Source organism: Streptomyces sp. YIM S03343, from assembly GCF_054729195.1.
In genome coordinates this window covers 524,636-539,903 of record NZ_JBPUKX010000002.1, presented here as the reverse complement: position 1 = coordinate 539,903, position 15,268 = coordinate 524,636, and the positions used below count along the sequence as shown (strand labels likewise).

Annotated in this window: 13 protein-coding genes; 7 read left to right on the top strand and 6 right to left on the bottom strand. The window is 71.1% G+C overall.

What is annotated here, in order from left to right; genetic code table 11:
* Positions 1–3 precede the first annotated feature (3 nt).
* On the bottom strand, positions 4–219 hold the full coding sequence (locus ACSYGN_RS38200) for a DUF4177 domain-containing protein (protein WP_460404899.1): 216 nt from the start codon (positions 217–219) through the stop codon (positions 4–6).
* 199 nt (positions 220–418) lie between these two features.
* Between ACSYGN_RS38200 and ACSYGN_RS38195 the strand changes: the two genes are divergently transcribed.
* From ACSYGN_RS38195 to ACSYGN_RS38165, 7 genes are all read left to right on the top strand, one after another.
* The gene (locus tag ACSYGN_RS38195) at positions 419–1,066 is read left to right on the top strand and encodes a DUF6629 family protein (protein WP_460404897.1); all 648 of its coding nucleotides are present in this window, start codon (positions 419–421) and stop codon (positions 1,064–1,066) included.
* Between the two features lie 200 nt (positions 1,067–1,266).
* Entirely contained in the window at positions 1,267–2,424 is a 1,158-nt protein-coding gene (locus tag ACSYGN_RS38190) for a M23 family metallopeptidase (protein ID WP_460404895.1), read from the top strand.
* Positions 2,425–2,615: 191 nt separating this feature from the next.
* Positions 2,616–3,554 (top strand): ABC transporter ATP-binding protein, encoded by a 939-nt coding sequence (locus ACSYGN_RS38185; RefSeq protein ID WP_460404893.1) that lies wholly within the window; start codon positions 2,616–2,618, stop codon positions 3,552–3,554.
* Positions 3,551–4,402 (top strand): ABC-2 transporter permease, encoded by an 852-nt coding sequence (locus ACSYGN_RS38180; RefSeq protein ID WP_460404891.1) that lies wholly within the window; start codon positions 3,551–3,553, stop codon positions 4,400–4,402. Before ACSYGN_RS38185 ends, ACSYGN_RS38180 begins: the two co-directional genes overlap by 4 nt.
* Positions 4,403–4,430: 28 nt before the next feature.
* A complete protein-coding gene (locus tag ACSYGN_RS38175; RefSeq protein WP_460405768.1) occupies positions 4,431–5,741 on the top strand; it encodes a sensor histidine kinase in 1,311 nt (436 codons plus the stop codon).
* A complete protein-coding gene (locus tag ACSYGN_RS38170) occupies positions 5,738–6,406 on the top strand; it encodes a response regulator (RefSeq protein ID WP_460404889.1) in 669 nt (222 codons plus the stop codon). The genes ACSYGN_RS38175 and ACSYGN_RS38170 overlap by 4 nt, the downstream gene beginning before the upstream one ends.
* A 554-nt stretch (positions 6,407–6,960) precedes the next feature.
* Positions 6,961–9,231 carry a M4 family metallopeptidase gene (locus tag ACSYGN_RS38165; RefSeq protein WP_460404887.1) on the top strand — a complete coding sequence of 757 codons (2,271 nt, stop codon included), beginning with the start codon at positions 6,961–6,963 and terminating at the stop codon, positions 9,229–9,231.
* Here ACSYGN_RS38165 and ACSYGN_RS38160 read toward each other — a convergent pair.
* The 5 genes from ACSYGN_RS38160 to ACSYGN_RS38140 form a co-directional block, all read right to left on the bottom strand.
* Positions 9,201–9,539: a hypothetical protein gene (locus ACSYGN_RS38160; protein ID WP_460404885.1), complete on the bottom strand. Its 339-nt coding sequence runs from the start codon at positions 9,537–9,539 to the stop codon at positions 9,201–9,203. The two genes, ACSYGN_RS38165 and ACSYGN_RS38160, sit on opposite strands and share 31 nt — an antisense overlap.
* A gap of 199 nt (positions 9,540–9,738) precedes the next feature.
* Positions 9,739–10,770 carry a YihY/virulence factor BrkB family protein gene (locus ACSYGN_RS38155; protein ID WP_460404883.1) on the bottom strand — a complete coding sequence of 344 codons (1,032 nt, stop codon included), beginning with the start codon at positions 10,768–10,770 and terminating at the stop codon, positions 9,739–9,741.
* Positions 10,771–11,261: 491 nt separating this feature from the next.
* The gene (locus ACSYGN_RS38150) at positions 11,262–12,641 is read right to left on the bottom strand and encodes a hypothetical protein (protein WP_460404881.1); all 1,380 of its coding nucleotides are present in this window, start codon (positions 12,639–12,641) and stop codon (positions 11,262–11,264) included.
* A gap of 326 nt (positions 12,642–12,967) precedes the next feature.
* A complete protein-coding gene (locus ACSYGN_RS38145; RefSeq protein ID WP_460404879.1) occupies positions 12,968–13,129 on the bottom strand; it encodes a hypothetical protein in 162 nt (53 codons plus the stop codon).
* A 493-nt stretch (positions 13,130–13,622) separates the two neighbouring features.
* Positions 13,623–15,161 (bottom strand): CYTH and CHAD domain-containing protein, encoded by a 1,539-nt coding sequence (locus ACSYGN_RS38140; RefSeq protein WP_460404877.1) that lies wholly within the window; start codon positions 15,159–15,161, stop codon positions 13,623–13,625.
* Between the last annotated feature and the right edge of the window lie 107 nt (positions 15,162–15,268).

The window sequence follows — 15,268 nt, the reverse complement described above, 5'->3', positions numbered from 1 at the left end:
AGCTCACTGGCGGGGACGCTCGAAGGTCAGCAGCAGGCCCTCGACCGCGCCGGGACCGATACGGCCCTTCACATCGGCGGAGGTGAGGGCCTTGAGGGCCCAGCCGTCCTCCGCGTGCTTGTTGAGGACCTTCTCCAGCTTGTCGCTGTCCAGCGCGTCGCCTATCAGCGACTCCCGGAAGGTGACGACCTTGTACTCGTAGGTGTAGGGGCTGCTCATCGCGGTGGTTCCTCCTGCGGATCGGCCCGTGCGGGCTGTCGGATCGGCCCGTGCGGGCTGTGGTGCGGGTGCGCATGACATGCGCGCGGCCAGCCAATCATCTCCGGCGGCGGAGGTCACGGCGGCCTGTGTGGCGTGGACCGCGTAGCGTGGTGCGGGAGGGATCCGCGTACCACGAGCCGTGACCCCTGGGGGCGTGATGTGCTGGAGCGCGACGGCCGATCTCGTGGCGGGCGCCGGGATATCGGCGGTCGGCGTCGCCTGTGTGGCGCAGGTCCGTGACTTGCGCCAACTCCCGCTGGCCGCACTGCCGTTGCTGCTCGGTGCCCATCAACTCGTGGAAGCGGCGGTGTGGCACGCGGGCGGTGGCAGCGGGCCCGCCACCGTCGCCTGGGCCGTCATCGCGCTGCCCCTGCTCGCCCTGTGGGTCCCGGCGGCCGTGTTCTGCGCCGCCCCGCCCGCCGCCCGGCCGCGGCTCCGCCTCCCGCTCGCCGCGGGCGCCGCGACGGCCGCCGTGCTCGTATACCGGATGGCCACCGGCCCGGTGCGCGCCGAGATCCGCGGCCACACCGTCGGCTACGTCTTCGCCCTGCCACACGGGACGCTGCTCACCGCGGGCTATCTGCTGGCCACGATCGGCTCGCTGCTGGTGTCCGGCGAGCGGCGGCTGGTGACCCTGGGCGTGCTGGTCGCGGTGGGCGCGGCCGTCTGCCGGGCGCTGTGGAGGCTGGAGTTCGTGTCGACGTGGTGCGCGGTCGCGGCGGTGTGCTCGGTGGCGCTGCTGGGCCGGACCCGGGCGGTGCGCCCATCCGAAACGGAGGTACGCCCGGTCGGCAGTCGGCGGTGATCGCTGGCCCGGGCAGGAGGAACAAGACGACCGGCTGACCTGCCCTTGCAGGCAGCGGACTCTGCCCCCAAGCCCGGCGACACCGGGGACGCCCCTCGCTAGCCTCCGTCCGTGAGGAACGACTCCCGCCCCCGCCTGCCCCCGGCACCAGCCGCGGAAAGGCACGCTGCCCCCTCCGGCGACGCGCCGGGCTCCACCCGGTGACCGAAAACCCACGGGCACAGTCCCCCACAGCCGACACCCCGGCCGCCGTTCCCGTCACCCCCGATCCACCCCCGACCACCACCCCCGCCGAGCGCCCCCGGCGCCGTGGGCCCGGGCCGTTCACCCTTCTCGTGCTCCCCTGTCTCATCGCCCTCCCCGGCGTCGCCGGGTTTCTCGCGTTGAACGGTGGTTTTCCGCCGGACTGGGTGCAGGGGACCGGGCAGCAGGACAGCGGTGCCGACTCCATGGCCGAGAGCTATGCGCCGTGGCTGCGCAAGGCGGCCGACCGGTGCAGCGTGGTCACGCCCTCCTTGCTGGCCGCCCAGATCGACCAGCTCTCCGGATGGAAGCAGGAGACCTCGGCGCCGTCGGACGACGAGGGCATCGCCGGGTTCTCGCCCGCCGGATGGAAGACCTGGGGCAAGGACGCCGACAGCGACGGGCACTCCTCGCCCACCGACCCCGCGGACGCCGTCACCGCGCTGGGCCGCGAGGACTGCTCGCTCGCAGCCGAGGTCACCGGCCTCAGGACGGACGGCCGTATCAACGGCGACCTCGTCGATCTCACCCTCGCCGCCTACGCGACCGGCACGGACGACGTGACCGAGGCCGGAGGCGTGCCCGCCGGGGCGCGCACCTACGTCTCCGAGGTGAAGTCGCTCCTGCCGCGCTACGAGGCGTTCGACCGGACCGCCGCAGCCACCGGTGCCGCCGTCCCGGCCGCGCCCGCCGGTGCCGTGCTCACCCCGCCGCTGACCGGCGGCCTCACCGTGACCTCGCCCTTCGGCACCCGCAAGCACCCCCTCACCGGCGTCACCAAGCTGCACACCGGTGCCGACTTCGCCGGGACACAGGGCACTGAGGTCTACGCCGCCCGCGAGGGCCGGGTGGTGTTCGCCGGGCTCACCAAGGCGTACGGCAACCGGATCGTCGTGGACCACGGCACCATCGCGGGCAAGCCGCTGCAGACGACGTACAGCCAGCTGTCCGCCCTCCAGGTCACCGTCGGCCGGAGCGTCCGGGCCGGCACCCTGATCGGGCTGGTCGGCTCGACCGGCCTGTCCACCGGCCCGCACCTCCACTTCGAAGTGATCTACGGCGGTGCCTGCAACGATCCCCTGCCCTGGCTGGGCATCAGGAGCAGTACTCGCTGACGGCCCCGCTTTCCGCTGCTCGGCACCGCACGGACCGGAGCCGTCAGCCGCCCGGACCACGACGTGTAGTACCGCGGTACCACCGCCACCACGCCGGATCAGCCCGGGGTACGACCGGATTCGGCCGATCTGTTGCCTAACGTGGCAGGTGAGGCGTCCGCCGGGCGCTGTAGGCGACGGAAGGCACACGCATGATCGAGGCCAGGCAGCTGACGAAGAGGTACGGGGAGAAGACCGCCGTGGACCGGCTGGACTTCACCGTGCAGCCAGGTACGGTGACCGGCTTCCTCGGGCCCAACGGCGCGGGCAAGTCCACCACGATGCGCATGATCGTCGGTCTGGACGCTCCGACCAGCGGCTCGGTGACGGTCGGCGGCCGCCGCTACGCCGAGCACCGGGCGCCGCTCCAGGAGGTCGGCGCGCTGCTGGAGGCGAAGTCGGTCCACCCGGGCCGCTCGGCGTACCAGCACCTCAAGGCGCTCGCCCTGACGCACGGCATCCCGCTCGCCCGCGTCGACGAGGTCATCGACCTCGCCGGTCTCGGCAGCGTGGCCAAGAAGCGCGCCGGGGCGTTCTCCCTCGGCATGGGCCAGCGGCTCGGCATCGCGGCCGCGCTGCTCGGCGACCCGGCGACGGTGATGCTGGACGAGCCGGTCAACGGGCTCGACCCGGAGGGCGTGCTGTGGATCCGCACGCTGCTCACCTCTCTCGCCGCCGAGGGCCGTACTGTGTTCGTCTCGTCGCATCTGATGAGCGAGATGGCGCTGGTCGCCGATCATCTGATCATCGTCGGACGAGGGCGGCTGCTGGCCGACACCACCGTGCGGGACCTGGTGCGCGAGGCGGGCGCCGACACCGTCACGGTGGCCACCCAGGACCCGGCCCGGCTGCGGGACGTGCTCGCGGGCCCCGGCGTCGGCATCACCGGCCAGGTCGGCTCCGAGGAACTCCAGGTGACCGGGGTGTCCGCCCGCGAGATCGGGCTGAAGGCCGCGGAACACGGCATCGCCCTGTTCGAACTGACGCCGCGCGCCGTGTCGCTGGAGCAGGCGTTCATGGACCTGACCCGGGACGCGGTGGAGTACCACGGCTCCACCACCGGCGCCGAGACCGTCGGGAGCGCGGCATGACCTCACTGACCACCGCCCAGGAGACCCGCCCCGAGCAGGACCGGCCGACACCCGCCCGCCCCGCCTACAAGGTGACCGGACCGCGCGTGCTGCGCTCGGAATGGGCCAAGTTCTGGTCGCTGCGCTCCAGCTGGATCACCCTCGGCCTCGGCCTGCTCTTCCTGGTGGGATTCGGCCTGATCGCCTCCGCCCGCTACAAGTCCGGCTACGACGGCGGCACCCTGCCCCGGGACTTCGCCGCCCAGACGGGCCTCAGCCTCTCCCTCTTCGGCACCAACTTCGCCCAGCTCGCCCTCGGCGTCCTCGGCGTCCTCGTCACAGCCGGGGAGTACTCGACCGGCATGATCCGCTCCACGCTGGCCGCGGTGCCGCGCCGGCTGCCCGTGCTGTGGTCCAAGGCGGCGGTCTTCGGGCTCGTCACGGTCGTGCTGGGGACATTCGGCGCGTTTGTCGCGTTCCTGTTCGCCCACGGCATCGTCTCCGGCACCCCCGCCGCCATGGACTTCTCGCACGCGGGCGTCCTGCGCAGCCTGCTGGGCGCCGGACTCTACCTCGGCCTCGTCGGCGTCATCGGCACGGCGCTGGGCGCGCTGCTGCGCTCGGTGGCGGGCGGCATCTCCGTCCTGGTCGCCTCCCTGATGCTGATCCCCGGTCTGATCTCGCTGCTGCCCACCTCGTGGCAGGACAACATCAGCCCCTACCTGCCCAGCAACGCGGGCGAGGCCATGTTCGCCCTGACCCACGACTCCACCACTCTGTCGCCCGGCGCCGGTCTGCTGACCCTGCTCGCCTGGACGGTCCTCGCGCTCGGCGGCGCGGCGTACCGGCTGATGCGCAGCGACGCCTGAGCACCTGCACCATGGACGCGTGACAACCGTGACCATCGACGACGCAGGCGCCATGGGACCGCTGGTCGCCCGGCTCGGCCGCGGCGGCCGGCGGCTGCGGGACGCCGACCGCGCCCGGCCCTGGGTCCTGGACACCGCCGTGGTCGTCCTGGTCCTGCTGATGTTCGCCCTGCCCGACCTGGTGCACGGGCACCCTGGCTCCGGCGACGGCGAGGAAGGCCACCGGCTGCGGCTCGCGCTGACCGAACTGCCGGTGGCCGGGACGCTGGCGTTCCAGGCAGGCCTCGTCCTGCCGCTGCTGTGGCGGCGCCGCAGGCCCTTCGTGGCCTTCGGCGCCGTCACGGCCGTCTTTCTGCTCCAGTGGTCGCTGGGCGTGGCGCTGCGTGCCGACATCGCCCTGCTGATCGCCCTCTACAGCCTCGCCCTGCACGGGCGGCTGAAGCAACTGCCCTGGGCCTGCGCGGTGATGACGGTCGCCATGGTGCCGGTCGCGCTGCGCGTGTCATCGGTCGTCTCCGTCTGGGACGCGCTGTTCTTCCTGCTCGCCGCCGCGACCGCCGCCCTCGCGGTCGGCCTCACGGTGCGCATCCGGCGCGCCCAGCTGGCCGGGCTGCGGGAGCGGGCCGCCCGGCTGGAGATAGAGCGCGACCAGCGAAGCCGGCTGGCGACCGCGACCGAACGGGCCCGGGTGGCACGCGAGATGCACGACATCGTCGGCCACAACCTGTCCGTCATGATCACCCTCGCCGACGCCGGTGCGTACGCCGCGCAGTCGGCCCCCGCCCGCGGCAAGGAAGCCCTGCTGCTCATCGGCGACACCGGCCGTCAGGCGCTCGGCGAACTGCGCCGGGTGCTCGGCGTGCTGCGGGAGGCGTCGGACGGTGCGGGCGCCGGGCCGCAGCTCAGCCCGCAGCCCGGTCTCGCGGACGTCGAGGCGCTGTGCGGCGGGGTGCGCGCCGCCGGTCTCGAGGTCGTCTACCGCAGCCGCGGGCGCACCGACGCGCTCGACGCGGGCGTGCAGCTCACGGTGTACCGCATCGTGCAGGAAGCCCTCACCAACACCCTCAAGCACGCCGGTGCGGGCAGCCGGGTCACCCTGACGATCGCCGCCGAGGACACCCGTGTCACCGTCCGCGTCCAGGACACCGGCCCGCCGGGCCCGCCCGGCGCGCGGGACAGCGGGACGCCCTCACCGTCGGACGGAGAGGGGCACGGCCTGCTGGGCATGCGCGAACGGGCCGCGCTCTACGGCGGGACCCTCACCGCGGGCCCGGCACCGGGCGGCGGCTGGACCGTGACCGCCACTCTCGACCTCACCCCCAGGGACGGCACCCCATGACCACCGTGCTCGTCGTGGACGACCAGCCGCTCCAGCGGTACGGCTTCCGCCTCCTGCTGGACTCCGTGCCCGAGACCGAGGTCGTCGGCGAGGCCGCGCACGGTGCCGAGGCCGTCCGCAAAGCCGCCGAACTGCGCCCCGACGTGGTGCTGATGGACGTCCGTATGCCCGGCATGGACGGCATCGAGGCGACCCGCCGCATCGTCGGCTCCGGCGGCCGCTCCCGCATCCTGGTGCTCACCACCTTCGACCTCGACGAGTACGTCCACGCCGCCCTGCGCGCCGGGGCCAGCGGATTCCTGCTCAAGGACGCCCGTCCCGAGGAACTCCTCGCCGGCATCCGCGCCGTGGCGGGCGGCGACGCGGTGATTGCGCCCGCGCTGACCCGCCGCCTCCTGGACGAGTACGCCCTCCAGATGACCCGCCCGGCGGGAGATCCGGCCAAGGACCCCCGCGTGAGCGCCCTGACCGAGCGGGAGCGGGAGATCCTGGTCGCCATCGGCAAGGGCTGGACCAACGGCGAGATCGCCGCCCACTTCGTCCTGTCCGAGTCCACGGTGAAGACCCACGTGGGCCGGGTCCTGGCCAAAATAGGAGCCCGGGACCGGATCCAGGCGGTCATCTTCGCCTACGACTTGGGGCTGGCCCGCCCCAACACGGGCTGAACGCGGGGCCGTCGGCCCGCTCAGATCCCATGACCGGCGAGGGCGGCGCCCCGCGGCGGCCGGACGGTGACGTGCGCGCCTGAAACGGTGCCGACGGCCACCGACGCGTGGACGGCCGGGATCGGCCACCGTCCCATGCCCCCCACCCCGCACAGCAGCCCCGCACCCCCGCCCCCGCCGCAGGCCGCGCGGCCCGTCGTCGCGCTCCGGACCGCTGCCCGCCCCCTCCGGCTACCGCCAGTTTGAGCCGAAATCTTGTCGCCACCATGACAAATCTATGAGTCGGATGACACTCTGCTGTTCGCCCTTCACCGGGCGTTCACGAGTCCCCCACCTCGCCCCCCACCCCCACATCCCCCCACCCCACATCCCCCCACCCCACATCCCCCCACCCCACTCCGCACCACCTCGCGCACCGCCGAGCCCGGACCCGACCCTGTGTCCCCTCGTGCCGTGCTCTCCTCACCCGCGCGCGCCGTCGGAAGGCCGACCCCGGCCGATCCGTTGCCCTGCCCTGCCCAGGGCCCGGCCCGACTCACCGAAGGAGACCCCTTTTGTTTCGGTCAGACCGTCGTTCACATCCCCCAGCCCGTACCGCAGCCCTTGCCCTCGCCGCGGTGAGCGCCCTCGTCGCCGCCGGAGTGCAGACCGGCACGGCGGCAGCAGCCCCCACGCCCCGCAGCCACGCGAAGATCCTCGCCACCCCCCGCGCGGCCGCCGCGCCCGCCCGTCTGACCCCCACAGGTCACGCGGCGCTGGTGAAGCGAGCCGCCAAGGAGGCGTCCGGCACCGCCGAGGCACTGCGCCTCGGTGCCAAGGAGAGACTCGTCGTCAAGGACGTCTCCGAGGACGCCGACGGCACCACCCACACCCGCTACGAGCGCACCTACGCCGGACTCCCGGTCCTCGGCGGCGACCTGGTCGTCCACACCAAGGACGGCCGTACCACGGTGACCAAGGCGGCGAAGGCCGCTCTCGCGCTTCCCACCGTCACCCCGAAGGTCACCTCCGCCAAGGCGGCGGACAAGGCGCTCGCGTTCGCCGTCAAGGCGCACGCCAAGAACCCAGAGCCCGATGGCAGTTCACGCCTCGTCGTCTGGGCGGGCGACGCAAAGCCGGTGCTCGCCTGGGAGTCCGTGGTCGGCGGTTTCCAGCACGACGGCACGCCCAGCGAGCTGCATGTCGTCGCCGACGCGGCCTCCGGCAAGACCCTGTTCTCGTACGAGGGCGTGCGCACCGGCACCGGCACCGGCCAGTACAGCGGCACCGTCCCGCTCGGCACCACGCTGTCCGGCCCGACGTACCAGCTCGTCGACGGCGACCGTGCCGGACACCGCACCTACGACCTGAACCAGGGCACCTCGGGCACCGGAACCATCTTCACAGATGACAACGATGTCTGGGGCGACGGGACCGTGAGCAACCGTCAGACCGCCGGTGTGGACGTGGCGTTCGGCGCGGCAGCCACCTGGGACTACTACAAGGACGTTTTCGGCCGCAACGGCATCCGCAACGACGGCGTCGCCGCCTACAGCCGGGCCCACTACGGCAACGGCTACGTCAACGCCTTCTGGTCCGACACCTGCTTCTGCATGACCTACGGCGACGGCGCGAGCAACACCCACCCGCTCACCGCGCTCGACGTCGCCGCGCACGAGATGAGCCACGGCGTCACCGCCGCGACGGCGAACCTCACCTACTCCGGGGAGTCCGGGGGCCTGAACGAGGCCACCTCCGACATCTTCGCGGCGGCCGTGGAGTTCCACGCGAACCTGGCGTCCGACGTTCCGGACTACCTGGTCGGCGAGAAGATCGACATCAACGGCGACGGCACCCCGCTGCGTTACATGGACAAGCCCTCCAAGGACGGCGCGTCCCGCGACTACTGGAGCTCCACGCTCGGCAGCGTGGACGTGCACTACTCCTCCGGCCCGGCGAACCACTTCTTCTACCTGCTGTCCGAGGGCAGCGGCGCCAAGACCGTCAACGGCGTCGCCTACGACAGCCCCACCTCCGACGGCCTCCCGGTCACCGGCATCGGCATCGACAACGCCCAGCGCATCTGGTACCGGGCGCTCACCACGTATATGACCTCGACCACCGACTACGCGGGCGCCCGCACCGCGACGCTCCAGGCCGCGGCCGACCTCTTCGGCGCCTACAGCCCGACCTACCTCGCAGTCGCCAACGCCTGGGCGGGCATCAACGTCGGCCAGCGCATAGCCCTCGGCGTCAACCTGACCGCCCCGGGCGACCAGATCAGCGGGGTCGGACAGAGCGTCAGCCTCCAGGTCGCAGCGTTCACCACCAACACCGGGTCCGGTCTGACGTACCAGGCGAGCGGGCTGCCGGACGGACTGACCCTCAGCGGCACCGGACTGATCTCCGGTGTTCCGACCACCCTGGGCACCAGCACCGTCACCCTGACCGTCACGGACGGCACCGGAGCGGCGTCCACCGTGAGCTTCTCCTGGCGCGTGGCGAACATCTACGCCAGCACCACCCGCGTCGACATCCCCGACAACGCGGGCGCGGTGGAGTCCCCGATCACCGTCACCGGCCGCGTCGGCAACGCCTCGGCCACCACGTCGGTCTACGTCAAGATCGTGCACACCTACCGGGGCGACCTCACCGTCGATCTCGTCGGCCCGAACGGGACCGTGTACTCCCTGCTCAACCGCAGCGGCGGCTCGGCGGACAACGTCGACCAGACGTTCACCGTCGACGCCTCCGCCCAGCCTGTCGCGGGCACCTGGAAGCTGCGCGTCCAGGACCACGCGGCGATCGACGTCGGCTACATCGACCAGTGGCAGCTGACGCCCTGACCCTGTCCGCCCGACTCCTCCGGCCGCCCCGGGAGACTCCGTGTCCCCGGGGCGGCCGGCCCGTTCTCGGCGTCGTGGCGTCGTGGCGTCGTGGCGTCGTGGCGTCGTGGCGTCGTGGCGTCGTGGCGTCGTGGCGTCGTGGCGTCGTGGCGTCGTGGCGTCGTGGCGTCGTAGCTCGTGGCGCCGTGACGTTCGGATCCGTCAGACGGAGGCAGGGCCGCGCGCCACACCCAGCGCCAGCCGAGGGGCGCCACGATGAGGACGAGCCGGACGACCGCGCCCACCTTGGCCAAGGCGAGTTTGAGCATGAGTCATCTTCCGGTCTTCGGGACAGTAGGCGCGTCACGGTGTACAGGTCGGCGGGGACTGGTACGACAGCTTCCCCGTTATCTTCTTCGCGGTCCTGCAAGAGGGCCGCTGGCCTCCGGGCCCGGCATGACTGTTGCCCCCTGTGGGAGGTCGGCCAGCCAGAACCCAAGCTGCCCGTAGTCGTGCCGATCCTCCGTGTCAGGTCCCGAGGCGGCGGTGGTCCTCCTCGTCCCATGTCCGGGTGTCGCGCGGCTCGACGTACGGCTCCTCGTCGGCCGGGTGGCCTGCGGCGACGGCGCGCTGGCGCACCAGTTCCGCGTCGAACTCGAGGCCGAGCAGGATGGCCAGGTTGGTGATCCACAGCCAGACCAGGAAGATGATCACCCCGGCGAGAGCGCCGTAGGTCTTGTTGTACGAGCCGAAGTCGGCCACGTACAGCGCGAACCCGGCCGAGGCGATCATCCAGATCAGCAGGGCCAGGAAGCTGCCCGGCGTGATCCAGCGGAAGCCCCGGACGCGCGCGTTCGGAGTGGCCCAGTACAGGACCGCGATCATCACCGTGACCAGGAGCACCAGCACCGGCCACTTCGCGTACGACCACACGGTCAGCCCGGTGTCGCCGACCCCGAGCGCGGTACCGGCCTGCCGGGCGAGACCCCCGGTGAACACCACGATCAGTGCGCTGATCACCGCCATGACCATCAGTACGACGGTCACGCCGACCCGTACCGGCAGCACCTTCCACACCGGCCGGCCCTCGGGGATGTCGTAGACCGCGTTGGCGCTGCGGATGAACGCGGCGACATAGCCGGACGCCGACCACACCGCGAGCACCAGACCCACGATCGCCATGACCGAACCGAGCCCGCCCCTGCCCTGCATCTGCTGCACGGCGCTGCGCAGGATGTCCTGGGCCGCGCCCGGGGCGAGCTTCTGGATGTTGTCCAGGACCGCCTTTGTGGCGGACTGCCCGACGACCCCCAGCAGCGACACCAGCGCCAGCAGCGCCGGGAACAGTGCCAGGATCGAGTAGTAGGTCAGCGCCGCGGCCCGGTCGGCCAGCTCATCCCTCTTGAACTCCTTCAGGGTGCCCTTCAGCACCGCTGCCCAGGAGCGCTTGGGCAGGTCCGTCGGCTTGTCCGGGGCCTGCCGTTCCACACGCTGGTCCGGCCCGCCGGCGGCCGGGGCGTGCTCGCCGTGGCGTCTGTGCGGCTTCAGTGTTCGTACCATTCCACCCGTGTATCCAGCCCGGTACCACCCATGCGCGAACACGGGGCATGTCGGACTTTTTTTCTCTCGCTTCTCAGCTTCGATGCCGGTGGTCCACCGTCTTCGGCTCAGCCGCAGCCATCGGTGGGCGCGGTGGCGGTGTGGCGGGACGGCGTACAGGAGTCGTGACAGCGGTGAGGCGGGAGCCGCTGGCGTGCAGACGGTCTCACGATGAGATGCGGGAGCGCCTCTTCCGCACGGCCGTCACCGACGCTGCGATGGCTGCCGCGAGGGCCGAGGCTGAGGCTGAGGCGGGTGGCGGGCGAGTGCGGCCTCGAGGGACCGGCTGCGGGATGCGGTGTCGAAGGCGCCGTGGGCGCCGTGGTCCGTGCCTTTCGGCTGGTCGACCGGTTCGAAGAGGTTGCTCTCGCTGCTCGGCGGCTGCTGGTCGGTCTGCTGGGCGTCGAAGCCGGTGCGGGCCAGGTAGCGGTCGAGCAGGGCGGTGTCCTGCGCTACCTGACCAGCGGTGTCGCGGCGGGCAGTGCAGCCTCGGCTCTGTCGCCTCGGCGCCGGCGTTCGGAGTCGTCGCCCGGAGGCAGGCTGGCAGCCGGCTGCAGCGCCGGCGCGCTGCGTAAGCGTTGCTCCGCTTCGTCCGCAGCCGCAAGGACGCTCAAGATCGCCAGGACGACGAGGGCAAGCAGGAGCAGAAGGGCCACGGAGGCGGGTGTGGGGTAGTCCCACAGGAAGAGGGTGAGGCCCCCGGCGCCTATGACGGCACCTGTGGTGAGGGGCCGGTGCGTGCGCAGCCACCGTCCGACAGCGCCCGTCGCCAGCCCCGAACGGGCGAGCACATGTCCTGCGGACTCGGTGCTCCGGGCCGCGGCAGAGCGCACGGCGACGGCACCGCGTCCCTGTCCGTACAGATAGCCCGCGATCACGGTGAGCACGGCCGTGAGGAGTGCTGTGAGGGTCGCCTGCCTGAGGAACCGCACCAGGGTGTCGTAGACAGCCGCAGCGGCATTCTGCGCCTGAGGTACCTGGGACACTGCGTCCAGACAGATCTGGCGCATGACGGTGATTCCGACGAGAAGCCCGCACATCATGATGCTGGTGCCGATGCCACCGGCCATCAGCGCGACCCGGCGGGAAGGCGCCACCCAGATACCCAATCCACCGAGCACGACCACCGTCGGCGGCAGCCAAGGGCCGACGACGGCGAGCCAGCGGGCGCTGTCCCGGGCCTCACCGAGATTCTGGTTCCGGACCAGCACGATCGACTTGTCGGCCCCCGGAATGCTTTCCGCCTTCACAAGAGTCACGCCGACCAATTGCTTCTGCAGTTCTTCGATCACAGTGCCGACGTTCAGTGTGATGGTGTCGCCCTTGATCTCAAGCGGTCCGCCTCCCTCCCCCGTCAGGACGTTCGTCGCGACGGTGTGCGCACCGCGGTTGATGCTTTCCCACGCCTTGGCGAAGGCGTCGCTCGTGACCACCTTCTCGACCACCAGACGCACGCCGGCCGTGAGTCCGCCCTTGAGCTGTTCATCCAGCGATCTGGCTGCATCGACGAGGAAGCGGGGTGCATCGCGGTCGGCCAAGGTGTCGGCGACAGCGTTGGTGATCTTGTGAACGTCAATGTTCTCGACCAGCCCAGCAGTGACACGGTCGATCACCAGATTCTGGACGGCCTGGTTCCTGGCGAGTGGTGAGACGGTCTGCACATACCGATCACCATCGGTGACCTCGGAATTCACCCAAGTGGCAACAACGCTGATGGGTGCGAACAGAACAGCCAGCACAAGAAGGAGAGAAGCACCGCAAAGTCGCAGGCGGCGGTGCGGGGTGCCGGAGTGCCGGAGTCGCTCGTGCTCCACTCGTTCGGTATCGGCCAACGGACCATTCTGCCTACGCAGGCCGTTCTCCTCCGGGCCGGGAGCGGCTGGTCGGTCCACGGCGAACCTCCCTCTGTCGCGTGCCAAGCGCACTACGGCGTTGACGCACGAGCGCAAACTCGGCCGGCGGGCCTTGCCAAGCCACTCGACGAGTCGAGGGACGCGATGCAAACGCCAGCTCCGGGCCGACCACCCCGCGCGATGACGCGATCGCGCGGGTCAGGGGGCCAGAGAGCGTGCGGCCGTCCCGGAGTCGAAGCTGCCTCGCAGACGAACTCGCCCTGTTCATTGCACCGTGGCGGGTCGCCGCGTTGTCAGCACCTGACCTAGCCCTTGATCCTCTCCTTCTCGCCCCGCAGCTTGCCCCGGGCTTCAAGGGCGGCGCCCTTTGCTGCAAGTGTCTCCTTGTGCACCGCGTGGGCCGCCTTCCGCACGGTCTTTCCGACAACCTGTTCGGCCTTTGCCTTGGCTCTCTCTCGGGTACTCATCGTCGTGCCTCCGCGCAAGTCACTTGCCGAGTGCCCTTGGCACACAGGCAAAACCCCTCAGCAGGCAGTGCCCGCACTCATTCCTGATGCCATCAGCCGGCACGCCGGCGCCCAATGGCAGCTGTGTCGCAGCCCTCGTCCGCAGTTGCTCATCGAAGGCCGCATGCGCTCGCCGGGCCCGTCTGCGAGGGAGCACCAGGTCCAGCGGGATGAAGAGACCAGACCATCGGCAGACGGCCCCCGGGGCGGTTCAGGGGTGATCCGCGTACTGATCCGGAGGCACCCCGGCGCCCCTCTTTCCCTTGTCCGTGCCGTGGGCATGTGCAACCTTGGTCTGGATCTGCCGTGCCTTGAGTTCACCGCTGTCCTGCAGCGTTGCAGCGCCTGCGAGCGCGTCGGGCGCGCGCCAATTTGCCGAGCGACATCTCGGTCCGGACGGGACCTGGGCCGCTTGATGCGGCATGTCCCGCCATGGGGGGAAGCGGGGAAGGCGTCAACGGGCGAGCGCCTTGCGCAGACCGGGCTTCGACGCCGCGGCCCACACGGTCGGCAGTTCGCGCTCGCGCTCGGCGGCCACGGACTGTTCCTGGCCGTACAGCAGGCCCCAGGTGAAACCGGGTTCCCCCGCCGAGTGCGCCGCTACGGCAAGGTTCCGCAGGGTGTCCCGGGCGACGACGCTGTCCTGATGGTCCCCGAGCACCTTCTGTACCGCCTTCACCCGCCTGCCGAGCCGCTTCGGGGGCTTGCCGAGCGAGGCCCGCGCCGGTTCAGTGGCGTAGCGCGTCTTCTTGGCCGCCTTGCGGGCCTGGTGGAGGGCCACGTCCTTGTCCGTCCCGGGGGAGAGCTCCAGCGCGTGTACCGCCCGGCGGGCCAGCTGGTCGTACTCCTTGAGGATCCCCTTGACCATCACCTTCTCCGGCTTGCGGGCAGCCTTGCGGCGCAGCGGGGGCTGTCGGGTGAGCATGGCCAGGGAGTCCAGAAGGGCTGTGTAGCGGGGTGTGTGCAGGGCGTCGAGGGTGCGCCGGTGTGCTGCCGCGGTGGTGGCGGTGTTCCAGATCTGGATCCGGGCGGTGACGGGTCCGAGGACGAGTTCGCGGGGTGCGGCCTTGATGCGCGAACTGAGCCGCTCCATCATGACCTCCTGATCGCGTTCCGCGCCCATCTCGCCGGCCAGCCACTTGAGGTCCTTGCGGATCGGGTCGGTGACCTCACGGGCCAGCACCGAGCGGTAGGAACGCAGGATGCTGCGCAGTCGACGGCAGGTGACACGCATCCTGTGCACCGAGTCGGGCCGGTCTCGCCGTACCGCCGGATCAAGGTCCACCAGCGTGCGCACCTGCTCGTCCACGTATCCGAGGACCTCTTCGCCGACAGAGCCGGCCGCGACGGTCTCGGCACGGGGGTCGGGCAGGCGCGGACCGCTCAGTCCCGTCTGGGCCAGGGCGCGGGCCAGCTTCGACGGGTTGTCCGCACGCTCGATGCCGTTCTCGTGCAGGGTCTTGTCCACCATGTCCAACAGCGAGGGATCGGCGTCCTCGGCCAGTTCGACCTCCATCTCGGTCCATGCGGCCAGCGTGCGCATGCCGCGCAGAGACTCGGCGTGAACGCTGTCGACAGCCAGCTCGGCCAGTACCGCGCTGTCGGAATCGACGAGCTGCCGTGTGCTGCGGGTGGACCGGATACGGACAGCCGGCGTCAGTTCTGCCTCCCGAGTACGGGAAGAGGCCAGATCGCGCAGGTCGTCCGGCACCGTGTCGGACAACGGGGCCTGCACCTCCTCCCGGCTGTCCCCGGGCAGGGGCAGCTTCAGGTGCCAGCCGGCATCGGCCCCGCCCGTCCTCCGCCGCAGCACGGCCGACCCGTCGGCCAGACGCAGGTCCGCCGTGTCGTAGTACACAGCGTCCAACGCGTCGACACCCCGTTCCACAACCGACTCGATACCGCCCACGCCGGTGAAGTCCGGGAGCCAAGAAGTGTCATCGGCCGACGGAGCATCGTACTTTCGCTCTGTCTCACGCTTCGACTGGGTCATACCCTTCCGCGTACACGCAGCAGCGCAGCTCAAACACATCTGAGGCCATATTCCAGCGGACAGGTGCGCACGGTGGTGCGCACCTGTCCGATAAGACAGCCCGGCAC